The organism is Sporomusa intestinalis (genome assembly GCF_055383785.1).
The window spans coordinates 55342-78550 of record NZ_AP042390.1 but is presented as its reverse complement, the minus strand read 5'-3'; the positions used below and the strand labels follow the sequence as shown (position 1 = coordinate 78550).

18 protein-coding genes and 7 tRNA genes are annotated in these 23209 nt (G+C 46.6%); 22 read left to right on the top strand and 3 right to left on the bottom strand.

The window, feature by feature from the left end; translation table 11 throughout:
* The first annotated feature begins 93 nt into the window (after positions 1–93).
* The 14 genes from ACZ481_RS00435 (at position 94) to ACZ481_RS00370 (ending at position 15837) form a co-directional block, all read left to right on the top strand.
* Complete coding sequence (locus ACZ481_RS00435; protein ID WP_464768249.1) at positions 94–1596, top strand: ATP-binding protein; 1503 nt, start codon at positions 94–96, stop codon at positions 1594–1596.
* Between the two features lie 182 nt (positions 1597–1778).
* A complete protein-coding gene (locus ACZ481_RS00430; protein WP_464768248.1) occupies positions 1779–2063 on the top strand; it encodes a MazG-like family protein in 285 nt (94 codons plus the stop codon).
* A gap of 3 nt (positions 2064–2066) precedes the next feature.
* The gene (locus ACZ481_RS00425; RefSeq protein ID WP_464768247.1) at positions 2067–3026 is read left to right on the top strand and encodes a YybS family protein; all 960 of its coding nucleotides are present in this window, start codon (positions 2067–2069) and stop codon (positions 3024–3026) included.
* Positions 3027–3040: 14 nt separating this feature from the next.
* Positions 3041–5044, top strand: a complete 2004-nt coding sequence (locus tag ACZ481_RS00420; RefSeq protein WP_464768246.1) for a DHH family phosphoesterase — start codon at positions 3041–3043, stop codon at positions 5042–5044.
* Positions 5004–5450, top strand: coding sequence for a 50S ribosomal protein L9 (rplI, locus tag ACZ481_RS00415; RefSeq protein WP_464768245.1), 447 nt, complete (start codon positions 5004–5006; stop codon positions 5448–5450). The genes ACZ481_RS00420 and rplI overlap by 41 nt, the downstream gene beginning before the upstream one ends.
* A 75-nt stretch (positions 5451–5525) precedes the next feature.
* Positions 5526–7469, top strand: coding sequence for a Lon family ATP-dependent protease (lonC, locus tag ACZ481_RS00410; protein ID WP_464768244.1), 1944 nt, complete (start codon positions 5526–5528; stop codon positions 7467–7469).
* Between the two features lie 82 nt (positions 7470–7551).
* On the top strand, positions 7552–8886 hold the full coding sequence (dnaB, locus tag ACZ481_RS00405) for a replicative DNA helicase (protein WP_325525843.1): 1335 nt from the start codon (positions 7552–7554) through the stop codon (positions 8884–8886).
* Between the two features lie 453 nt (positions 8887–9339).
* Positions 9340–9969 carry a PAQR family membrane homeostasis protein TrhA gene (gene trhA, locus ACZ481_RS00400; RefSeq protein WP_464768243.1) on the top strand — a complete coding sequence of 210 codons (630 nt, stop codon included), beginning with the start codon at positions 9340–9342 and terminating at the stop codon, positions 9967–9969.
* 912 nt (positions 9970–10881) lie between these two features.
* Positions 10882–12174, top strand: coding sequence for an adenylosuccinate lyase (gene purB / locus ACZ481_RS00395; RefSeq protein ID WP_464768242.1), 1293 nt, complete (start codon positions 10882–10884; stop codon positions 12172–12174).
* A 44-nt stretch (positions 12175–12218) separates the two neighbouring features.
* The gene (locus ACZ481_RS00390) at positions 12219–13502 is read left to right on the top strand and encodes an adenylosuccinate synthase (protein ID WP_464768241.1); all 1284 of its coding nucleotides are present in this window, start codon (positions 12219–12221) and stop codon (positions 13500–13502) included.
* Positions 13503–13627: 125 nt separating this feature from the next.
* A tRNA-Lys gene (locus ACZ481_RS00385) sits at positions 13628–13703 on the top strand.
* 5 nt (positions 13704–13708) lie between these two features.
* Positions 13709–13783 (top strand) — tRNA-Glu (locus ACZ481_RS00380).
* A gap of 185 nt (positions 13784–13968) precedes the next feature.
* Positions 13969–14044, top strand: a tRNA-Val gene (locus ACZ481_RS00375).
* Between the two features lie 542 nt (positions 14045–14586).
* Positions 14587–15837: an L-lactate MFS transporter gene (locus tag ACZ481_RS00370; protein WP_464768240.1), complete on the top strand. Its 1251-nt coding sequence runs from the start codon at positions 14587–14589 to the stop codon at positions 15835–15837.
* A gap of 43 nt (positions 15838–15880) precedes the next feature.
* Here ACZ481_RS00370 and ACZ481_RS00365 read toward each other — a convergent pair whose 3' ends face one another.
* From ACZ481_RS00365 to ACZ481_RS00355, 3 genes are read right to left on the bottom strand one after another with little or no spacing between them, the layout of a single operon-like run.
* Positions 15881–16567, bottom strand: a complete 687-nt coding sequence (locus ACZ481_RS00365) for a cache domain-containing protein (protein ID WP_464768239.1) — start codon at positions 16565–16567, stop codon at positions 15881–15883.
* A gap of 27 nt (positions 16568–16594) precedes the next feature.
* Positions 16595–17323, bottom strand: coding sequence for a LytR/AlgR family response regulator transcription factor (locus ACZ481_RS00360; protein WP_464768238.1), 729 nt, complete (start codon positions 17321–17323; stop codon positions 16595–16597).
* Positions 17320–19026 (bottom strand): histidine kinase, encoded by a 1707-nt coding sequence (locus tag ACZ481_RS00355; protein WP_464768237.1) that lies wholly within the window; start codon positions 19024–19026, stop codon positions 17320–17322. Before ACZ481_RS00355 ends, ACZ481_RS00360 begins: the two co-directional genes overlap by 4 nt.
* A 202-nt stretch (positions 19027–19228) precedes the next feature.
* On the opposite strand from ACZ481_RS00355, the gene ACZ481_RS00350 reads away from it, so the two are divergent.
* From ACZ481_RS00350 to ACZ481_RS00315, 8 genes are all read left to right on the top strand, one after another.
* Positions 19229–19305: transfer RNA gene (locus tag ACZ481_RS00350), tRNA-Asp, on the top strand.
* Positions 19306–19417: 112 nt separating this feature from the next.
* Positions 19418–19493 (top strand) — tRNA-Phe (locus tag ACZ481_RS00345).
* A 106-nt stretch (positions 19494–19599) separates the two neighbouring features.
* Entirely contained in the window at positions 19600–20250 is a 651-nt protein-coding gene (locus ACZ481_RS00340; protein ID WP_464768236.1) for a phosphoribosyltransferase, read from the top strand.
* Positions 20251–20394: 144 nt separating this feature from the next.
* Positions 20395–20470 (top strand) — tRNA-Gly (locus ACZ481_RS00335).
* Positions 20471–20914: 444 nt separating this feature from the next.
* On the top strand, positions 20915–21301 hold the full coding sequence (locus tag ACZ481_RS00330; protein WP_464768235.1) for a gamma-glutamylcyclotransferase family protein: 387 nt from the start codon (positions 20915–20917) through the stop codon (positions 21299–21301).
* A 77-nt stretch (positions 21302–21378) separates the two neighbouring features.
* Complete coding sequence (locus ACZ481_RS00325) at positions 21379–21651, top strand: anaerobic ribonucleoside-triphosphate reductase (RefSeq protein ID WP_464768234.1); 273 nt, start codon at positions 21379–21381, stop codon at positions 21649–21651.
* Positions 21652–21729: 78 nt separating this feature from the next.
* Positions 21730–22983, top strand: a complete 1254-nt coding sequence (locus tag ACZ481_RS00320; protein WP_464768233.1) for an HD domain-containing phosphohydrolase — start codon at positions 21730–21732, stop codon at positions 22981–22983.
* A gap of 64 nt (positions 22984–23047) precedes the next feature.
* A tRNA-Thr gene (locus ACZ481_RS00315) sits at positions 23048–23123 on the top strand.
* The last annotated feature ends 86 nt before the right edge of the window (positions 23124–23209 follow it).

Sequence of the window (23209 nt, the reverse complement as noted above, 5' to 3'; positions counted from 1 at the left end):
TGGAATATATATCCCTGTCAAATGTTGGTGCCGGTCAGGCATAATGTAATGAGAATGCCTGGCCGGCTGAGTACCGAGGGGAGGGGAAAATCTGTGCAATCTGGCAATTCCTCTAGATTACTGGAAAACATCAGCGATGGATACTTTGCTCTTGATACTAATTGGCGATTTACGTATGCTAATGTTAAAGCCCAGGAAATATTGCGAAAAACCAGGGAAGAGCTTATTGGACAGGATATTTATGTTATGCTGGCAGCAGGGCGGGGGCATCCTCTTATGTGCCAATATCAAAAGGCTGTAACAACAGGGAAGGTGGTTGAAGCCGAAGCATTTGTTGCCGAGTATAATATATGGTTAAAAAGCAGGGCCGTGCCCTATTCCGGCGGACTACTTGTTTTTTGCCAGGATGTAACGACCCAGCGATACTTGCGGAAATTGCCGGAGACTTTCAGCAGTATTAGAAAATCATTGGCCTGGATCACTGATATTGAGCATTTTATGCAAGTGGTTATTGCCTCCCTGACGGTTGGTATGGACTGTCGGGCGGCTGTGGGCTGCAGGCATGAGCAAGACAGTTGGCAGATAAGGTATGTATATAATCAATCTCCGGATATTATTGGGGGGCAGTTGCCTGGAAGTATAATGCCAGCCTTAATGGAGGCGATTATTAGACGGCAGCCGGTAGTAGTTGAGCACGAGGGCTGCCTTGCCGGCGCAGACAGCGAGGCGTGTTTCGGTGCCAAAGTCTCTACATTGGTTATGCCGCTATTCATACGCAGCAACAATGCAGTTGGCTGTTTGCTCTTTGACAACCTGCCTGTAGGCTTCAATGACGCTCAAATTGAGTTTTCCCAACAGGCGATGGAGTTTATGGAGTTACTATTGACTAATGCGTATGACGTAACAGAGATTAAAAGTATGGAGGAAGAGATACAACACCTGGACAGACTGAGTCTGGTCGGCCAGTTGGCAGCCGGGATCAGCCATGAAGTCCGCAATCCCATGACAACTGTGCGGGGGTTTTTGCAAATGTTGATGAAAAAAGACGGCTGCCGCCAATATCAAGAATATTTCGAATTGATGATTAGCGAGCTGGACCGCGCCAATTCGATAATTTCTGAGTTTTTGTCAGTCGCTAAGCCCAAACAGCCGGATTGCAGAGAAGCAAATATAAATAACATTATCCAGGCAATTGAACCATTACTGACAACCGATGCGTTGGCGGCGAGTAAACATATTGTGCTGGAACTGGGGGCTGTTCATAACCTGTGCGTAGATGAAAAAGAGATTCGCCAGCTTTTGCTGAATTTAGTGCGGAACGGACTGGAAGCTATGCCGGGAACAGGCTCTATTGTGATTAAGACCTATGAAGAGAACGAGCAGGTGGTTCTGGTAGTACAAGATGAAGGCGAGGGGATTCCGAGCCATATTATCAATCGGTTGGGAACCCCGTTTTTAACCAGTAAAGCGAATGGCACCGGTCTGGGCTTAACCGTATGTTATGGAATTGCCAGCAGGCATAATGCGCAAATCGACGTTACCACTGGGTCAACCGGCACAACTGTGTATGTAAGGTTCAATAAAAAGCCAACTTAATTTTTACAGTACATTAACTTAGCAATTATTAAAATTTATTCATCTTATAACAGGCCCCGGCTTTCCTACCGGGGCCTGCATTGATTTTCCTTAGTTGCCAAGAAGGAAATAACAGTGCCACCTTAGAATATAATAAGATGGACTAAGGAGGGGGTTTAGTGTTCTCCCAAGAATCGGATATTTTGAGAAGGATTAGGCTAATTGAGGGCTTAAAGGCTGATCTTTTGGCTGAAGTGGGTAAACTATATCAGGCCATGGCCCGCAATCAGCGGGAAGCCATTGGTGAAGCGCTGGCTCAGGTTATTATTTCAGCCTATGTCCTGGGGCGGAGATTGGGGATTGATTATCCAGAAATGGATGAGGTTGTAAATGCTAAGCTTGGGCACAATATAAGCCAGGAACCCGAAGTCGAACGTTGGTTTGGAGATATGAGCGAATACCGCCGCCATCTCCGCCAGAAGAGGTGAAATATGCAAAAAACTCCGGTCAGACCGATCGTTGAAGGCGGGATACTTACCGCTGTTGCTATAATTTTTGCTCTTATCAGCACCTATGTGCCTGTTATCGGGGCTTTTGTCAACCTGCTGTGGCCTGTTCCTATCGTACTACTTGGGGTACGGCACGGATATAGATGGAGCATACTGGCTGTTATCGCCTCAGGCATCATCATTGCCCTGCTCATGCATCCGCTTACCGCTGTTTCCGTTGTTGTTGGTTTTGGCTTAATTGGGATTGCCCTAGGCTTTGCGCTGCGGCAGGGCTTTTCACCGGCGAAAACGCTGCTTTTAGGGTCCGCGGCATCCCTGGTGTCCAAAGCTGCCGTTATTGCGATTACTGCTGCGGTTATGGGTTTCAACCCGCTCAATCTGCAAACAGAAGCGATGGTTAAAGGCCTGGAGCAAGCGATGGAATTTTACCGGACCATGGGAATGAAGGCGGAAGATCTGGCGCAGATGGAGGCTGCAATGCGGCCGATGATTGAGCTTATGAAGATTATTTTACCCGCCGGGTTTGCTTTGGCTGCTGTCGTGGATACCTTTCTTAACTTTCAGGTAGCTAAGGCTATTTTAGGCCGGCTTGGTCACCGGGTTGAGCCGTTCCCGCCGTTTCGCCACTGGACAGTGCCTCGTATTACCATCTATGCTTTAGTGGTTGCGCTACTGGCTCTTTACTGGGGTAAGTCGCGGGAATTGGAAATATTATATAATGCCGGTGTGAATCTGCAGGTAATTGCTACCATGCTGCTGGCTGTTCAGGGATTGGCTGTCTTTTACTTCCTTGCCGATAAATACAATTTGTCAAGACTTGTACGAGGTATTATACTATTCTTGATCTTTTCTAACGGGATCTTCATGCAGGCCATTATTGTCGGCGGCGCGTTTGATTTGATTTTCGACTATCGTCAGCTGCGTGCACCGCGTTTGGAGTAACAGGAGGGATTGAAATGCCTCAAGGTCCATCATTTTGGTTTGACACCCGTATTTATCTGGCTGTTACAGCAATTTTGCTGATCATTATTGGTTATTATAATCCCTATGCCGCCGCGTTGGGGGCGGTCCTGCTGTATGCACTCTATTTATATGGGCGGGAACGCTATTCGGCCCGCCAAAAGGCTGTCAGCGATTATCTGGAGACGATTGGACGCTGTGTTGATTCGGCCGCGGCCCAGGCATTTCAAAATCTGCCGCTGGCCATTGTGATCATTGATCAGCAGGGGAACATTGAATGGCGCAACGATCTTTTGTCAGAATGGGTTGCAGAATCAACCGAACCAGGCCAGTCGCTGGCTAAAATCTGGCCGGCGCTGCCTATTGAAAAATTGACTGATAAAGATGGACAAATCAGGTTTGAGGCCGATAACCATTATTTTGATGTTATTTACCGTGCCGTTGATCAGACCCGCACTGTTCTTTATATTGCCGATGTGACCGGACAAGAGGCCGATAAGATGGCAAGCTGCCAGGTTCAGACGGTGCTGGCGTATATCCAAATTGACAATTATGATGATGCATTGACCGGTTTAAGTGAGAGCCAGCGGACGACGATTTTAGGTGAAGTAAACCGGATGCTGGCTGAATGGATTACCGAACTGGACGGGTACCTTAAAAAATACAGTGAAGATACCTATATCGCAGTATTAAACCGTTGCGCTCTTGACAGGCTGATGACCGGGGATAAATTTGATATTTTAGACCGGATTCGCGGCATTCAGGCCGGTAATAAAATTCCGGTGACATTAAGTCTGGGGGCGGCAACGGGGGAAAACTCGGTGGCCGAGCTTGGACAACGGGCGCAGGCCGGCCTGGACCTGGCTCTCAGCCGTGGCGGTGACCAGGCTGCTGTCAATATCAGTGGCAAGGTTCAGTTTTTTGGCGGCAAAGCCAAAGCGGTTGAAAAAAATACCCGGGTTAAAGCCCGGATTGTGGCGCAGGCTATCCGGGAGCTCATAGATCAGTCCGACAGTATCGTGGTGATGGGGCATACCGGTGAAGACTTTGACAGTCTGGGGGCAGCCCTGGGGGTTGCCAAAATGGTCCGTCACATGAAGAAACAGGTTCATATTGTTGTAAGTCAGCCGGGTGTGGCTGTTGATAAACTGTCAGAACTGTTACTGGACTACGAAGAATATCGCGACTTGTTTATATCGCCAATGCAGGCGGCATTACTTGTTAATGCCAAAACCATGGTTTTTGTTGTGGATACTCACCGGCCGGAGCTGGCTGCCGCTCCTGATGTGTTAGCAAGAGCCGAGCGGACAGTTATTATCGACCATCATCGCCGGGCGGAGACTATTATTGCCAATACCCTGCTTGTATATCTTGAACCGTCAGCTTCTTCCGCCAGCGAGCTGGTAACCGAGCTTTTGGGTTACTTTGATGATAAACTGGAACTAAACCGGCTAGAGGCGTCGGCGCTGTATGCAGGTATTGTTGTCGACACGAAAAACTTTGCTGTCCAGACAGGCGTGAGAACCTTTGAGGCTGCTTCTTATCTGCGGCGGGCAGGGGCGGACCCGGCTTTGGTCAGGCATTTGTTCCGGGTCGATTTTGAAACAATGAAAAACCGGGCCGCTATTATTGAAAATACCGAAATGCCGCACGAGGGTGTTGTTATCGCCATTTGTCCGGCCGATGTTAAAAATGCTCAGGTGGCCGCGGCGCAAACCGCTGATATGCTGCTCAATATTGAGGGTGTGCGTGTAAGCTTTGTGCTATTTAAAACCGAGGAGGGTATTGGGATCAGTGCCCGGTCCCATGGCGATATTAATGTTCAGGTGATTCTGGAACAGCTGGGTGGCGGGGGCCATCAGTCGGTAGCTGGCGCCAAAGTCAAAAATGCCACAACGGAAGAAGTCAAAGCTAACCTTATTGATATAGTAGATAGTTACATAAAGGAGAGTGGAACACATGAAAGTAATTCTGCAGCAAGAAGTGAAAAAACTCGGTAAAAAAGGTGAAATTGTAGAAGTATCCGAGGGCTATGCCCGTAATTATTTATTGCCGCAAAAACTGGCCATTCCGGCTACTGTTAATAACGTCAACACAGCCACGCAGCAAAAAGCATCAGAGGAGCGCAAAAAAGAGCGGATCCTGGATGAAGCCAAACTGCTGGCCGCGCAAATGGCGAAAATAACTGTTGCCATCCCGGTAAAAATGGGCGAAGGCGGCCGGCTTTTTGGCTCAGTGACGGCCAAGGACATTGCCGATGCCTTGGCCACCCAGCATAAACTTGAGATTGATAAGCGTAAAATTGAGCTTAAAGATGCGCTCAAGTCGCTGGGAACATTTACTGTGCCGATTAAGCTGCATCAGGAAGTTGGCACTCAGATTCAAGTAATAGTACAGCCGGAGTAACGGCCGGACAGAACCTTCCAGACACTCGGCCGGTCCCGGCTTTCCAAACCGAAAAATAGAAAGGTATATAAGACAATGAAAGATTTTTTTAACAAACTGGTACGCAGTAGCAGCCGGGAACGCGCTGTTAGCGGTCTCGGCAATCAGGAAGATCAGCTTAAACGCCAAGTCGCCGCCTTGTACGGTTTGTACACCGGCGTTATGGGCGCAGAAAAGGTGGTACTCAAAGCCGGCAAACTGGGAGCACTGGAACTTATGCGCTCCGCTGACTTGCCTGAGCGGGTACTGGCATTACAGAAGCTGGTGTTTGAAGATCCGACAATTGACACGTTGCCGCCAACCCAGGAGATTCCGGGGATTTTAGGGGAGATAGAGGAAGAATTGGCTGACCTGTGCGCCCGGCGCACGTTAGAAGAACGCATTGAAAAGAAAATTGCCGAAAAGATGGAAGAACGTCATCAGGAATATGTACAGGAAATCCGCATGCAGGTTATAAAGGAAGAAAGCGACGCAAATGCCGAAAACCCGCAAACGCTAAAAAAATTCGCTTTGCTGGAAAAATTGGAGAACCGAAAACTGACCAGGTCTGCGATGGCTCTCCTGCGCCCGGCGGCTCTCGACGAGATTGTCGGGCAGGAGCGGGCGGTTGAGGCCCTCAGAGCCAAACTGGCTTCACCCTATCCGCAGCATCTCATTCTGTATGGGCCACCAGGAGTTGGCAAAACGACGGCTGCCCGCCTTGTGCTGGAAGAAGCCAAGAAACTGAGAAATGCCCCCTTTGCCCAGGATGCCCCGTTTGTCGAGGTTGATGGCACAACCCTCCGCTGGGACCCGCGGGATGTTACTAATCCGCTGTTAGGATCGGTGCATGACCCGATTTACCAGGGGGCCCGCCGTGATCTGGCAGAGAGCGGAGTACCTGAACCCAAGCCCGGCTTGGCAACAGATGCAACCGGCGGCATATTGTTTATCGATGAAATTGGTGAGATGGACCCTATGCTGCAGAATAAATTGTTAAAGGTTCTTGAAGATAAGCGGGTCTTTTTTGACTCCGCCTACTATGATCCATCAGATGCCAGTGTGCCCAAATATATTAAAAAACTGTTTGAAGAGGGCGCACCTGCCGACTTTGTCTTAATTGGTGCAACTACCCGTGAGGCCGGTGATATTACCCCGGCAATACGCTCGCGTTGTGCTGAGATATATTTTGAACCACTGACCCCTAAGCATATTGAGGAGATTGTCTATAATGCGGCTGCCAAACTGCAGGTTGCCATTGAACCCGAGGTGCCGCATCTTATCAGTGATTACACTATTGAAGGCCGCAAGGCTGTGAATATCCTGTCTGATGCCTACAGTATGGCTTTGCTGCGAACTGACAATGATCAGGAGAAGGTTATCATCAGCAGTGCGGATGTATACCGGGTGGCGCAAGTCAGCCGCCTCTCCCCCTATGTTAATCGTAAGGCGTCAGTTACCCATGAAATAGGCAAGGTATTCGGCCTTGGCGTAAGCGGGTATCTTGGCTCCGTACTTGAGATTGAGGCTGTCGCCTTTCCCTCTGAAAAAGGCAAGGGCAGTATCCGGTTCAATGATACCGCCGGCAGTATGGCCAAAGACTCTGTATTTAATGCGGCTGCTGTTGTCAGGAAGTTAACAGGCCACGAATTGGCCAGCTATGATTTACATGTTAACATTATTGGTGGTGGCCGTATTGACGGGCCGTCAGCCGGTACCGCTATATTATCGGCGATTATTTCAGCAATTACAGGCAAACCTATCCGTCAGGATGTTGCTATTACCGGTGAAATTTCCATCCAGGGCCGGGTTAAAGCAGTGGGCGGTGTCTTTGAAAAAGCCTATGGTGCCAAACAGGCGGGAATTGTTACCATGATTATTCCCTACGAAAACAAAACAGATATTCCGGAAGGGCACTTAGGATTGGATATCCGTCCAGTTACTACCGTAGAAGAAGCGTTGGCGATACTTTTTGACGAGACTCAGGCAGCCAGCGCGTAATAAGTAAGAGAGATTGCCGCGTTTTGCTTTCAGGACAATTTCGTCTGGGCAGGCGCGGCATTTAAGTGAGGGAGAAGAGTACATGATTGACCGCGTTCCGCCCCAAAACGTAGAAGCCGAGCAGTCGGTGCTTGGTGCCATGATGATTGAACGCGAGGCTATCTCTAAAGTTTCGGAAATTATAAGGCCGGAAGACTTTTATCGGGAAGCCCATCGCCTTATTTATAAAGCAATGCTGGAGCTTTTTAATAAAAACGATGCTGTCGATCTGGTAACTGTGGTTGAAGTATTGCGCCGGGACGAAAAACTGGAGCCTGCCGGTGGCATAGCCTATGTGTCGGCTTTGGCCAACAGTGTCCCGACTGCCGCCAATGTTATGTATCATGCCCGGATTGTCGAGGAGAAAGCGCTGTTACGCAATCTGATCAATACGGCTACCCATGTAGCCGGCATGGGGTATGAGGCCAACGAAGAAGTGGCGGTTATCATGGATAAGGCTGAAAAAATGATTCTGGAAGTATCCAGCCGTAAGGCCGGGCAGGAATTTGCTTCCATTAAAAATATTATTTTTGATGTTTTTGACAAGGTATCTGAGCTGTATTCCTCCAAAGGCGGTATTACCGGTTTGTCTACAGGTTTTAAAGACCTGGATAAACTGACCTCAGGCCTGCAGCCATCAGACCTGATCCTGATAGCAGCCCGGCCCAGTATGGGCAAGACCGCATTTGTTCTCAATATTGCGCAAAACATTGCCATTAAGGAAAAACAATCAGTTGCGTTTTTTAGTCTGGAAATGTCCAAAGAGCAATTGGTGCAGCGCATGCTGTGTGCTGAGGCACCGATTGATGCGCAGCGTCTCCGGATTGGCGAATTAGAAAACAATGATTGGGATAAGCTGGTCCGGGCCGCCGACCGTCTGGCTGCCGCCCCGATTTTTATTGATGATACCGCCGGTATCACGGTAATGGAGATGCGTTCCAAAGCGCGGCGTCTAAAAATTGAACATGATTTAAAGCTTATTATTATTGATTATCTGCAACTGATGCAGGGCAGTGCCGGCAGCTCCCGCAGTGAAAACCGCCAGCAGGAGATATCGGAGATCTCCCGTTCCCTGAAAGCACTGGCCCGGGAGCTTAAGGTGCCGGTAATCGCTTTATCGCAGCTGAGCCGGGGAGTAGAATCCCGGCAGGTAAAAAAACCAATGCTGAGTGACCTTCGGGAATCGGGATCGCTTGAGCAGGATGCAGATATTGTTGCGTTCATCTATCGCGAAGATTATTATGAACCTGAGACTGAACGCAAGAATATTACCGACATAATAGTAGCTAAGCACCGCAACGGACCTGTTGACAGTGTGCAACTTTTTTTCCATAAGCAGTTTACTAAGTTTAGTGATTTATCAAAGATGCCTGGATAAGCCGGCATAGCATACATGAAAAGCAGCCAGCCGGGCTGCTTTTATCCTGATAGGCAGTCATGTCGTTACAACGGCACCAGCAAAGAATGAAAAATGCTATTTTTCAGGATAGAAAGTATAACTTTCCCGGATAAGGGCAACATCGGCTTCCGCTTTCGCCAAAGGCTCAGCGCAAGCCGTGTTGTTTTATCTAGGAAGAATTTTTCCGGATAAAGCCCTGCGACCTCGCTTTTTGCCAGGCATTTCGTATAAGCAATGTTTAGCGCCCGCCATAGCCAGCTCTTACTCACGGTCTGGCTTGTACGAAAGTGAGTGGTCAAATATCAGGGAATAAACCTTTGCAAATAGCTAATGCTAGGGAATATGGGAAGAATTAAGATATTTCCAATATGCCGGCAGAGTAATATAATGAAGGTAGGTCCATTATAAAAAAACTGGTACAGGAGGGCGGAAATGGAAGAGAGATTGAATGCGGTAACACATGGCATTGGCACGGCAATGGCTGTTGGCGGGCTTGTGGTGCTTATTGCTGCAGCGCAGTTATATGGTACCATCTGGCATTTGGTCAGCTTTAGCATATACGGGGGTTCTTTGGTATTGTTATATTTGGCGTCAACACTTTATCATAGCTTTACTGATGAAAAACTCAAATATATTTTTAAGATAATCGATCATTCGGCGATTTATTTGTTAATTGCCGGTACGTATACGCCGTTTACTCTGGTTGTATTGCATGGTATGTTGGGCTGGACCGTGTTTAGTGTAATTTGGGGCCTGGCTTTAATCGGCATTTTTTACAAAATTTTTTATGCCGGGAGATTTAAAATTTTTTCTACCATATGTTATCTGGCTATGGGCTGGATGATCGTTATCTGCATAAAGCCGCTTATCGTTATTTTGCCAACAATGGGAATTGGCTGGCTGCTGGCAGGCGGACTCTTGTATACAGCCGGTGCCGGTTTTTATCTTTGGCGCAGATTACCCTATAATCATGCAGTTTGGCATATGTTTGTTCTTGCTGGCAGTATATGCCATTTTGTGGCTGTATTCTTTTATATTCTCCCCATTCCCATCAGTTCGTGAAAAAAGCCGCGCTGCATTCAGGGCGGCCTCTTCGGAGCTTCAGGCGGGATAATAAGTAATTTCTATTTTGAACATTTATGGTTGGATTATTAGGTACAAGAGGTATCATCAAAGAATCCTGGGAATAACAAAACAAACAAACTGATGACAAGAATGATAAACCAAAGCTCTCTGTTGGTATTCCAAAACATAAAAAATCCTCCTTCTAGGCCAACTTAGTTATATCTACTCTATATTATTCTATAATCAATGCTCATGTTACAGCACTCAATCCTGACTGCCATGGTAACCAAGCAGTAAGTCTTGGCTCAAAGAGGCGAATTTTTTTCCAGGCTATCCCCAATAAGAGTTAGCAATAACAATATCGCTAACTCTTCCTATAAATAGGCAAGCCTTATGTCAGCAAGAATGAGCGCCGGGGCAAGTCGTATTAACAGCTAAAGGGCAGACCTGTTTCCGCAGCATAAAAAAACAAAGCAGAGAATAATAATAATAATCCAAATCCAACCATCCCAATAGAAGTCCTGGTTGATAAATCTCTGCTGATTATCCATAATCACTCCTCCTTGTAGAAGTATAGTTATTACATTGTATGCTTACAGCTAATGAATGTGCTTTTTGAAGGGTGGACCAAAAATTACATATTAATGAATATTTCCCGGCAATAAAATCAGACCAGCCTGCTGTTGCCAACAGCAGGCTGGTCTGATTTTCCGAACATTAATTTTAATATTTATATAATCATTCGTTTTTTTATTGACAGCCATTATCTGCTAGTGCTATGATAAACAAGGGAAAAAAGGGGAAAAACTAGAGAAGGTTTATTTGCAAATCAGCCGTGTCTTTTGTTTGTGTAAAAAATACAGGACTGCCTGCTACCATTCAGAACAGTTCGGAAAGCGAAGTGGTATCATGATTGAACGTTATACGTATCCCGAGATGGGACGTATTTGGACTGACGAAAATGAGTTCCAAACAATGCTTGATATTGAAATCGCAGCGTGTGAGGCTATGGCCAAGCTGGGGCAGATTCCGGCTGAAGCTGTACCTGTTATTAAGGAGAAAGCTAAGTTTTCAGTAGAGCGTATACGTGAAATTGAAAAGGAAACCCGTCACGACATTTTGGCATTTTTAACCGCTGTGGCTGAAAACGTGGGTGAACCGGCAAAATATATTCACATGGGATTAACTTCAAGTGATGTAAAAGATACAGCTTTAGGTGTGATGATGAAGCAGGCTGCTGATATTATCATTGACGATCTTGTAGCACTGCGTGATATACTGAAACGCCGGGCAGCGGAGCATAAGTATACAGTGATGATTGGCCGTACCCATGGAATTCACGCCGAACCGCTTACCCTTGGCCTGAAATTTGCCTTATGGATGGATGAGACGGAACGCAATCTCGAAAGAGTAAAACGGGCCAGGGATACTGTGGCTATTGGCAAAATTTCCGGTGCTGTAGGCACCTATGCCAACATTGATCCGTATATAGAAACTTATGTATGTCAGCAAATGGGAATTAAAGCCGCCAAGCTGGCTACCCAGGTTATTCAACGCGACCGGCATGCGGAATTTGTGACTGCACTGGCCATTGTAGCCGGTTCGCTGGACAAATTCGCCACTGAAATTAGAAATTTACAACGTACTGATATTCGGGAGGCGGAAGAGTATTTTCACCCGGGGCAAAAAGGATCTTCGGCTATGCCCCATAAACGCAACCCCATTACGTGTGAGCGGGTGACCGGCTTGGCCAGGGTAGTACGCGGCCATGCGGTGTCTGCTCTCGAGGATATGCCGCTTTGGCATGAACGTGATATTTCCCATTCCTCGGTCGAGCGGGTTATCTTACCTGATAGTACTATTCTGGTCGACTATATGCTGCGGATTCTTACTGATGTTGTCGATCGCCTGCTGGTTTATCCTGAGGCGATGAAGGCCAACATCGAAAAAACCGGTGGTTTGATTTTTAGTCAGCGCGTATTGTTAAAGCTTGTGGATAAAGGGGCTGTACGGGAAGATGCTTACCGGTGGGTACAGCGTAACGCCATGGCCCGCTGGCTGGAAGGCGCAGACTTTAAAGCCAATGTAATTGCTGACCCTGATATCAAGCAGTATCTAAGTGCCTCAGATATTGAGGAGTGTTTCGAATATTCCTATTATTTGCGGCATGTCGACACGATTATGGCACGTTTCGGGCTATAGGAAGAAATAAGTTATTTCCAGTTGTGTATGAAAGGATTGATTAGATGTCTTCTGTAGTTGTTATTGGTACCCAATGGGGTGACGAAGGTAAGGGCAAGATTGTTGATTTTCTGGCGGAACAGGCCGATGTTGTTGTTCGTTATCAAGGTGGTAATAATGCCGGGCATACGGTTGTTGTTAACGGTACGGAGTTTAAACTGCATTTATTGCCGTCAGGGATATTGTACTCTGGCAAAACCTGCGTAGTTGGCAATGGGGTAGTGATTGACCCGGCTGTGATGCTTAAAGAGTTAAAGAGCATGCAGGATAAAGGAATTGATACTTCGGGACTGAAAGTTTCCAATCGGGCGCATGTGATTATGCCCTATCACCGGTTGCTGGACGAAGTGGAGGAAGAATCCCGCGGTGACCGGAAAATTGGCACCACGAAACGCGGTATCGGCCCTTGCTATATGGACAAGAATTCCCGGGCCGGCATCCGGATGGTGGATTTGATGGATGAAGAAGAGTTTTGTGAAAAGCTTGAATATAATTTAGAGGCTAAAAATCATTTGCTTAAAGCGGTATACGGTGTTGAGGGCTTTGATTATGAGCAAGTAAAACAAGAATATTTGGAATATGCCCGCCAGCTTAAACCTTATGTTACTGACACTGCTGCGGTATTGCACGCAGCGATAAAAAATAATGAAAAAGTTCTTTTCGAAGGGGCACAGGCGACACTGCTTGATTTAGATCACGGAACGTATCCGTATGTGACCTCCTCTCACCCTATCGCGGGCGGCGCTTGTATCGGCGCCGGGGTGGGGCCTACGCAAATTAATAAAGTTATTGGTGTTGTCAAAGCGTATACGACACGAGTGGGAGAGGGGCCATTCCCAACTGAGCTTCAGGATGAAATCGGTCAAACCATTCGCGAGCGGGGCCATGAATATGGTACGACAACCGGCCGCCCCCGCCGCTGCGGCTGGCTGGATGCTTGCGTTGTCCGCTATGCCGGTTATGTCAGCGGCATAGATTATATGGCAATTACCCGTCTGGATATTCTTGACGGCTTAAAAACGCTTAAAATTTGTACCGGCTATAAATATAATGGCGAAATCCTGAATGAATTCCCTGCTAGTCTTAAAGTATTGGCCCAGGTGGAACCCATCTATGAAGAATTGCCGGGGTGGGAGGAGTCTACCTGTGAGCTACGCAAATATGAGGATCTGCCCCTGAACGCCCGTCGCTATATTGAGCGTTTAAGTGAGGCTAGCGGTATCGGGATTGGGATTGTTTCAGTTGGCCCTGGACGTGACCAGACTATTATACTTGAAAATATGTTCTAGTTTATGATAAAAAATAACCTGCGGTACTGCCTCAGGTTATTTTTATTGTTACCTGCTGTACAGGTCAAAGTGATTTTTTATTGACAAGCCTGCCGACATCTTGTATAATCATATCTTGTGAAGATGATCCACTAGCTCAGTCGGTAGAGCACCTGACTTTTAATCAGGGTGTCCCGCGTTCGAGTCGCGGGTGGATCACCATTTTTGGCCCGTTGGTCAAGCGGTCAAGACACCGCCCTTTCACGGCGGTATCAAGGGTTCGATTCCCTTACGGGTCACCATAAGCAGCGAACCAGGTTCTCACGAGTCGATAGACGAAATGAGAACCTGTGTGAGTCGCTTAGTTCTGAGCGGTAGCGATAAGCAGAGAACCCAAGAAGGCGAGCCGTGAGGCGAAGACTGATTGGTGTGAATCGCTTAGTTCTGAGCGGTAGCGAAGAACCTCCTTTATCTAAAATCAACACACGGGCGATTAGCTCAGCCGGGAGAGCGCCTGCCTTACAAGCAGGATGTCGGCAGTTCGATCCTGTCATCGCCCACCAAAAAGAACCTTTGCAGACAAAGGTTCTTTTTTTATTCTGCCAGACATTTATGTCCTTACAACGGCCCCATTAAATATGAATAATGGTATTTTTCAGGCTGGGATTTATAAATAAGTACTGTGGCTGTAAGTGCGACGCTAACCCTAAGGGACTTGGCGTAAGCCAAGTCTTTTCTTATCCTGATAGAAAGGTCAACCTTCCCTGGATAAGGGCAACCTCGGCTTGAGTTTTCGCCAAAGGCCCGGCGCAAGCCGTGGTTTTCTTATGGCCGAAAGGTTCAGAATATTAAATAATAAATCGGACGCTTCAGTATCTAAATATGGCATTTGGGTAAGTATATTTTGCGGTTCAGTAAAGCATTGTGGAAGCGACAGAGGCCGCAGGCTATAATGAGGATATAGTTCATGATTTCACAGGGGCAGACAGGTTCCTTTGGCGCCGGAGGGACTGCCTGATGAATAGTAGGAATATTTAGTAAATATTAACTCCCCGCTGATGCATGAACTATACATCAGGACATCAATAGGAAGGAGTGTTCTCGCATGGAGGGAAAAAGCTACCCTAACCGCTGGTTGATTGCATTAGCGGGAATAGTAATGCAGATCTGCTTAGGTACTGTATATGGCTGGAGCGTCTTTACTAAACCGTTAATGGCTGCGCACAACTGGAGTAATGCTGATGTGACGTTAACCTTTACGATTGCTATCGGTTGCCTGGCCATCTCCAGTGCTGCCGGTGGTTATATTCTTGATACAAAAGGGGCACGTATTGTTGCTACTATCGGTGGAGTTCTCTTTGGTCTTGGTACTCTTATCACCGGCTATGGCGACCAGATCGGATCGCTGGCGGTAATCTATCTGGGCTATGGCCTTATCTGTGGACTAGGTCTGGGCTTTGGCTATATTACCCCGATTGCCACGTTGGTTAAGTGGTTCCCGGACAAAAGAGGACTCATTACCGGTTTGGCTGTAATGGGCTTTGGTCTAGGGTCGCTTATGCTTACTGTACTGTCACCGGGAATGATAGCCAGTATGGGCACTGCTATGACATTTTATATTTTTGGTGCAATCTTTTTGGTAGCGGTTACAGCCGCTGCTCAGCTTATGGTTGAACCACCGCCAGGCTATGTTCCTGCCGGCTGGATATCTCCGACCGGTAAGGCGGCCGCAGCCGGTATGACTTTGGGCGAGGCTGTTAGTTCCAAGTATTTCTATCTTTTGTGGGCGATGCTGTTCCTCAATATTACTGCTGGTATTGCTCTTATTTCCCAGGCTTCACCGATGGCTCAGGATCTTATGCCCGGCTCGATGAGCGCTGCGGAAAAAGCAATGCAGGCAGGGGCCATCCTCGGGATATTTGCAATAGTTAATGGATTAGGCCGGCTGTTTTGGGCTTCCGCCTCTGACAAAATTGGCCGCCGTATTGTATTTCTTATCCTGTTTGGCACACAAGCAGCGGCTTTTTATTTCTTAGCCAATACGAAAGATATGACTATGTTTATTATTATTTGTTCCTATATTTATGCCTGTTATGGCGGTGGCTTTGCTACCATGCCTGCTTATGCAGCAGATGTTTTCGGCACAAAATATGTTGGCCGTATTTACGGCTGGATGTTAACGGCCTGGGGCGCCGCAGGAATCATGGGCCCAATGTTGTTTGCAAAGATCCGGCAGTCATCAGGCAATTATAGCGAGGCGCTTATTATTACGTCTCTTGCCTTGGCTGTGGCAATCATTTTACCGGTACTGGCCGCTCCTCCGAAAGAAAAAATTGAGAATAGTAAAACCGCATAGTAAGTTTGACGCCTTTGTTCACAAAGAAGAGACGCCACCTTGGCTAAGGAGGCGTCTCTTCTTTGTGCTGATGCGGGGTTGTCCAGCGAGGGCTGGTCCGGTTGACGGAGGCGGTAGACCAAGCATCGACTGAGATGAAGCATGTGGCGGCCAGGGCGAATAACAAAGCAATGCGGGTAGATAAGACAGTAACTGCAGTAAAGCTGTGTTTAAGCTGGTCGGCAAGGTTCTTTGATACACCGATATAAAACATGCCGATAACCTGGCCGGCATCATTTTTGATTGGCGCGTAGCATGTCTGATATTTAAGGCCAATAACCTCGGCCTCGCCGGTATACATTCCCCCGCCCAGTACGGTTTGGGTAACATAATCAGCCGCCTGTGTACCTGTAACCCGGCTGCCATCCCTGATAATGTTGGTGGCGACCCGGGTATCATTTAAAAAGATAGTGACAGTGTCATCTGTTAAACGGCCAATTTTATCTACTAATTCATTATCATCATTGATCCGCAGCCGGCCTTTGTATAGTTCGCCATTTTCTATATGCCATGGACCCGGGCGCATATAATCAGCAATTTCAAGTGCAGTGGCCAGGTCTGATCTGGCTTTCTCGGAGATTGCAACTTCAATTTGAAGCTGCATGTCGCGGATAATGACAATGCCTACCGCGAGGGAAACAATCAGGGCTGCACCAACAAAAAATACTGTAAGTCTTGTTTTTAAACTCAATGACTTAGTAAACCTCCCGTATTTTATTTACTTGAGGCCAAGCGCAATCTTAAGATGCTTTACCCGGGTGCGGCTGACGGGAACTTCTTGTTTATTTAGGTCATTCATGCGCAGCAGATAGGAACCGTGAAACCATGGCGTGATCTCCAATATTTCATCCAGGTTTATGATATACTGGCGGTGTATGCGCAGAAAATTAGGTTCGGTCAATAGGTTATCAAACTCCTGTAAGGTCAGCATAGCCGAGAACTCAATATTGCGGGTGCGGACAAAGACATCCTTTTCTTTTACATAAATAAAGACGATGTCTTTTTTATTTACAGGAACAATTTTACCGCCTGATAATACACAGACTTTGGCAATTTGAGTTCCACGCTCGCTTGCTGTCTTGGCAGAGAGATTGCGTATTTTCACCAAAACGTTTGCTAATTTTTCTTCTGTAATAGGCTTAGTGACATAACCGACAGCAGGAGTGGAAAAGGCTTCAATAGCGTGTTCTGTGTGGGCGGTAATAAAAACAATATAAGGAACCTTAGTCATACTGGTAAGTTTTTGCGCCATCTCCAGGCCGGTCATACCAGGTATAATAACATCTAAAAAGACAATGTCCGGTTTTTTTTCCAGAATATGAATGAGTGCATCAACGCAATTTGTAAATTTGGCACATACCTCGATATCCCCCCGCTGATTAAGCAAATACTCAATTTCATCACAAATAGGCTGCTCATCGTCAATAATTACAGCTTTTGTCTTCACGAGGCACCACTCACTTTCTGTTTAGATATCATTTGGTATGTGACGGGGATCTGTAGCCGGACTTCTGTGCCAAAGGGGGGATTGGAGGCTATTGTTAGGCCGTTCTCCGGTCCGTAGAGACTTGTCAGTCTTTTGTGAACATTTAGCAGACCAATGCCGTCACAATTGCCTGCCTGGATTTGGGTCTGTATTTCTCTGGGAATCCCAACACCGTTATCAGTGACCGTAATAATTAGCGAATCTGCTTCAATAGAAGCCTCAATTGCGAGTAAGCATTGGCCTAGCTTGGGGAATAAGCCATGATTTAGGGCGTTCTCCACTAAGGGTTGAAGTGAAAGCGCAGGTACCAGGGCGCTGCTGGCGGCATCCTCAACATGAACCGCAACATCTAACCTGTCACCAAAACGTGATCTTGCGATTTCAAGATAGGCATTAACAGCAGTGAGTTCATCCTGCAGCGTAAGAAAGTCCTCCTGATTGGAATAAGCACGGTGCATTAAAGTTGCCAAACTGCCTAATAAACTACGGGCCTTGTCGGGGTCGGTACGGCAGAAGGACATTATAATATTAATTGTATTAAAAAGAAAATGGGGACTGATCTGAGCTCTAAGGACTTTTAATTCAGCTTTTTCCCGCATTTTTCGCTGTTCATCAATTTCGGCCAGCTGAATTTGCACTGACAATAAATTGGCAATGCCGTTAGCAATGCGGATATCCAGCTCGGAGACAGTTTCGTTGTTAACCCGGGCGAGCTCGATTGTGCCAACGACCTTGCTGCCTGTAAATAAAGGCACTACAACCCCGGCCTGCAGAGGACAGTGCAAAACAGGGCAGCCCCGGTCCGCAGGCGCGTTAATTACTTTCATCACTTTGTTGGTGATGGCTTCTTTAACAGCTGCAGATATAATCGGTTCTCCTGGTTTGTGGTGCTCGGCGCCCTGGCCAACGAAGGCCAGGCGCTTATACCGGCCGGTAATGGAAACCGCATCTACTTTGGTGAGTTCATAAATAATCCGGGCAGTAACTGTTGCGGAATGGGTATTAAAACCAAGCCGGAGATAGGGAAGGGTTCGGCTGGCGATATTTAGTGACAATTGAGCTGCCCTGGCTCCGTAAATATCCTGCTCTGCTTCGATCCAGTTAACAATGAACAAAAAAATCCATACACCGGCAACACTGACAATCATTGTAGGGATAGCCGATTCTATGATAAAAGCGGCAAGTGATACTTCGGCTGCTGCAAATAGTATATATATAGCAAGTTGGCATAATTCTGCAACCAGCGCCATACTTGCCCCTGTGAGCGGCGTTATCTGATGCAGCCCTGACTGGAGTCGCAAAAGCCCGGAGAGTGTTCCCACAAAAATAATATAGATAGCTGAGGCCGGTGCCGCCATTTCAGTAAAGAGCATATACGAACTGCAGATAATGCCAACACTCAAGCCTGTGAAAGGGCCGCCGGCGATACCGGATAACAGTAAGGCAATTAAGCGGGTGGTTATAAGCGGCTCACCCCAGGGCAAGGCGCTATAGCTGCCTGTTATCGCCAGGAAGGAAAATAGTATGATAAGCGGCAGCTGACTCGGGGCATGGAAGGGATACCTGGTGCAACGCATAATAAAGCGGCTGCGTCCTGTAAGATATGCCGTCATTGCAATAAAAGACAAAGCGCTTATTGATTCCAGCAGAGTAAAAACTGTCATAGGCCCCTCCTGTATAATCTACAAAAGAGTATTCGTCGTAGGTCATGATTCCCCTTTTTCCCATAGTCGACTTTGTGAATTATTTTTCGAATTTACTGAATACACTGCGGGAGCATTTTATACTCTTTATCGACAATTACTTATGTATAGCTGCTTGACTAATATACGGGTGTAATATATAATTATTTTTGTTAGTGAAAGCGGCCCTGTGGTGTAGCGGTCTAACATGCCGCCCTGTCACGGCGGAGATCGACGGTTCAAATCCGTTCAGGGTCGCCATAAGCAGTGAACCCAAGAAGGCGAGCCGAGAGGCGAAGGCTGATTGGTGTGAAGCGCTTAGTTCTGAGGGGTAGCGAAGAACATCCTATATTTACTCATGCTAATTTAATACGCCTCGGTAGCTCAGTCGGTAGAGCAGAGGACTGAAAATCCTCGTGTCGGCAGTTCGATTCTGCCCTGAGGCACCAAAAGTACTATGGCTAAATAGTTTTTAGCCATAGTACTTTTTTTGCATTAAAATTATCGCTGCCACAAATTCTATATATATATCTGAATGCTAGGAGGGTAAGCTATATGTTTGATGATCGTAACCATGCCGGACAAATTTTGGCAGAAAAATTAGCGGGCCATAAGCTGAAGAATCCCTATATTTTGGCAGTCCCCCGCGGCGGCATTGCTGTAGCATCGCCAATTGCTGCTAAGCTGCAGGCTAAGCTGGGGATACTTATCGCGAAAAAAATAGGTCATCCGCTTAATCCCGAGGTGGCTATCGGCGCGATAATGCCTGATGGCAGCCTTATTCATGACAATCAATATGTTAGTGGCATTGGTGTAAAGCAGGACAGTTTTGACCAGTTGGTAGCCGCAGCACGCAAGGTGTTTGAGCAAAGAGGTAAAATTTATGAGGATAGGATTGTAAAAAATCACGAGATAAAGGGCCAGGATATTATTGTTGTCGATGATGGCGTTGCTACTGGCTACACTATGCAAGCGGCTGTTAAATGGCTGCAGAAATGGAACCCTGCCAGCGTAACGGTGGCGGTTCCGGTTGCACCTAATGATGTAACAAACAGATTGCGTCAGGAAAAGATTACTGTAATTTGTGTGGATGAAAGGGATGTATTTAAGTCTGTTGGCAGTTACTACAAAGATTTTAGCGAAATGACTGACCAAGAGGCCGTAGAATATCATCGTCTGGGCCCCAATGGTATTGTGCGGTTGTAAAAAGCATGACCCCGGGTTCCGATTACGAACCCGGGGTCCAATTAATACCTCTTGCTCTGCCATTGTTGCTATGATATAATGATATAGGTTCAAATCTTAAGTTTATTGTCAGCTTATCATTGTAATCTACAGTATTGATAATGTGCGGGTGTAGCTCAGCTGGTAGAGCATTAGCTTCCCAAGCTAAGGGTCGCGAGTTCGAATCTCGTCGTCCGCTCCAGAAAAGCCCTTTGGATCAATGGCTGCCGAGGGGATTAAAACTAGGTAAATCATTAGATTTATCTAGTTTTTTCTTTTGCGGAAAACAGAACCTATTCTAGGGTTTAACTGAGTGACAAAGCGATTAGTACAAATCAACGCGAGCACGCTCAGTGAATAGCTTATCATAACCTAACCTGGAATAATATTATAGAAAAATAAAAAGTCATTCAGAAGTATGCTATAATATAAATTAGCGGTGGAATAATAGCTTCCCTGCAGTCAGCTGCTGAAATACAACAGAACATATTTAAGAATCTAGAATCTAGTCTTATAGCATGCGGGTACGGCTCACCGGCAGAGCCTTAGCTGCCCAAGCTAAGGGGCGCGTCGTCGGACTCCTAAGGAAATCAGATTCAACAGGATCTGTTTTTTTATTTCGGCAGTTAAAACAGGAGTTAGCGAAGTGCTAAATAAAATTTTTGTTTATGGAACCTTAAAACAAGGTTTTTGTAATCATCCCAAGATTCTTCCCTTCTGTAACCATATTCAAGGTGCCGTGCTACAGGGAATTTTATATGATTTGCCGTTCGGATATCCTGGGGCAATAGACGGCAAGGGGAAGGTTATCGGCGAAGTTTTTGAATTAAATGATGTAGAACGGGCCTTGCAGATGCTTGATGCGATTGAAGATTACTATGGCCCGGGGTGTGAAGATAACTTGTATGAACGGGTTATCCGCAAGGTCAGTTTGACTGATGGGGCATCTGCGTGTGTTTATGTGTATTTATGGAATAATTTGCAGCTCTTAGTGCAATTCGGCCGGGTTAATCCCCAGGGGGAATGGCGTTGATTAGGGGCCTAAGTTTTATTGATTGTTAATTGGTAATGTTTATTATTAAGATAATTCTTATTTTAGGAGGAATAGCAATGATTATTGACGGAATTAAAGTGATAACCGAAGCTGGCATTACTGAGGAAGAAATTCGGTCTATTGTTCAGGAAGAAATCCGGCTGTGGAATCGGAAAGGCAAGGTGCTGGCAGGGGTACAGTTAATGGTTGAGGGTGAGGAGATTGTTGTCAAAGCGGTTGAGCGTTCACCCATCAGGCGGGTACGCCGTATTACCGGTTATCTGAGTACTGAAGACCGGTTTAACGCGGCTAAGCAGGCAGAACTGTTTGACCGGCAGGCTCATATGTAACTCGCAGCGGTTACTATGGTTCTGTGTGGACGCCGGTGTTTTGTAGCTGAGTTTGGTTCATAATAGGGAGCGGAGAGTATGTTGTTTAGTGTCCACCCTAGTAATTTAGTCAGTGCTTTATCTATCGCTTTGGAATTATCAACAGATGGCTTATCTCGCCACCATTGGCGGACGGCACTTATTGCCAATCGTATTGCCGAGCAGATTAATTTAGCTGATTCGCAGCGTCAGATACTGGTATATGCCGCGTTACTCCATGATATTGGCGCTGCCTCTAACTGGTCGGAAAAAAAGAAACTACATATGTTTAAAGTTGGCGATGATATTTATCAGCATGCTGAAGCCGGCTATCAGTTGCTCAAGGAGTCCCCCCAGTTTAGTATGCTGGCTGAAGCCATTCGCCACCACCATGATATGTGGGATGGCTCTAGTCCGTATGGTCTTGCCGGTCAGGACATTCCCATCACCAGCAGGATAATTAATTTAGCAGACCGTTTAGAGATCTTGATTCGGGACAAAATTTGCATTTTTGAGCAGCGGCCAGATCTTTTATCAGCAATTAGAGACTTGAGTGGCAGTTATTTTGACCCTAACTTAGTGAAGGCATTGCACGAATTTGCGCGGCAGGAGAGTTTTTGGCTGGATTTAACTAACCCCCATTATTATCAAAATTTTTTCCGGCAGATAGATGCATATGGCCGTATGGTATTCAATATTGACGATATTGTTAACATTGGTGAGATTTTCGCAACGATCATTGACCGGACCAGCCGGTTTACGGGTATGCACTCCCGGAGTGTAGCCATGGTATCGGCATTCCTGGCAAAGGCTAAAGGCTATAGTTCCGAGGAAGTTAAGTTGATGAAAATCGCTGGTTTGTTTCATGATTTAGGTAAATTATCGATACCCAATGAGTATCTGGAAAAACCGGGGAAGCTTACTGAGCGCGAGTTCGCCATAATCAAGCAGCACCCCTATTATACTTATCGAATACTTGAACAAATTGACGGGTTTTCTATAGTAGCCGAATGGGCTGCTTTTCACCACGAGACGTTGGATGGTTCGGGTTACCCTTTTCGTGTACCGGCAGAGTCATTGCGATTAGGTGCCAGGATGGTCAGTGTGGCCGATGTTTTTGTCGCCTTAAGTGAAAACCGACCTTATCGCGGGCCGCTTAGCGTATTGGAGATTGAAAAGATTATGCGCGGTATGATTGATAATCGCAAGCTTGATGGCCGTATTGTCGCCGACCTGTTTAGCGACGGAAGCGGCTTGGGAAGTCTGATCAACCAAATTAGGGAGATGAGCTGGTCGCCACCCAGTACAGAATAAAAACTGATTCTTACCCGGATCTTGACATTATTACAGGAGTAAGATAAAATAATAATGTTAATTTGCCGGTATAGCTCAGCTGGTAGAGCATCTCATTCGTAATGAGAGGGTCACAGGTTCGAATCCTGCTATCGGCTCCAGTAAAATTAAGGCCTTGAGGGTATCTCCCGCAAGGCCTTTTTACTTTTTGTCCCCAAATTGTCCCCGGAGGTGGGTAAAAAGTTGC

What these genes read in the sequence shown, in the direction of transcription:
- ACZ481_RS00320 (WP_464768233.1), top strand. Translation starts at nt 21,730, where the DNA reads ATGTTGTTTAGTGTCCACCCTAGTAATTTAGTCAGTGCTTTATCTATC.
- ACZ481_RS00390 (WP_464768241.1), top strand. Translation starts at nt 12,219, where the DNA reads ATGTCTTCTGTAGTTGTTATTGGTACCCAATGGGGTGACGAAGGTAAG.
- ACZ481_RS00370 (WP_464768240.1), top strand. Translation starts at nt 14,587, where the DNA reads ATGGAGGGAAAAAGCTACCCTAACCGCTGGTTGATTGCATTAGCGGGA.
- ACZ481_RS00325 (WP_464768234.1), top strand. Translation starts at nt 21,379, where the DNA reads ATGATTATTGACGGAATTAAAGTGATAACCGAAGCTGGCATTACTGAG.
- rplI (WP_464768245.1), top strand. Translation starts at nt 5,004, where the DNA reads ATGAAAGTAATTCTGCAGCAAGAAGTGAAAAAACTCGGTAAAAAAGGT.
- dnaB (WP_325525843.1), top strand. Translation starts at nt 7,552, where the DNA reads ATGATTGACCGCGTTCCGCCCCAAAACGTAGAAGCCGAGCAGTCGGTG.
- ACZ481_RS00355 (WP_464768237.1), bottom strand. Translation starts at nt 19,026, where the DNA reads ATGACAGTTTTTACTCTGCTGGAATCAATAAGCGCTTTGTCTTTTATT.
- ACZ481_RS00420 (WP_464768246.1), top strand. Translation starts at nt 3,041, where the DNA reads ATGCCTCAAGGTCCATCATTTTGGTTTGACACCCGTATTTATCTGGCT.
- ACZ481_RS00340 (WP_464768236.1), top strand. Translation starts at nt 19,600, where the DNA reads ATGTTTGATGATCGTAACCATGCCGGACAAATTTTGGCAGAAAAATTA.
- ACZ481_RS00425 (WP_464768247.1), top strand. Translation starts at nt 2,067, where the DNA reads ATGCAAAAAACTCCGGTCAGACCGATCGTTGAAGGCGGGATACTTACC.
- trhA (WP_464768243.1), top strand. Translation starts at nt 9,340, where the DNA reads ATGGAAGAGAGATTGAATGCGGTAACACATGGCATTGGCACGGCAATG.
- purB (WP_464768242.1), top strand. Translation starts at nt 10,882, where the DNA reads ATGATTGAACGTTATACGTATCCCGAGATGGGACGTATTTGGACTGAC.
- lonC (WP_464768244.1), top strand. Translation starts at nt 5,526, where the DNA reads ATGAAAGATTTTTTTAACAAACTGGTACGCAGTAGCAGCCGGGAACGC.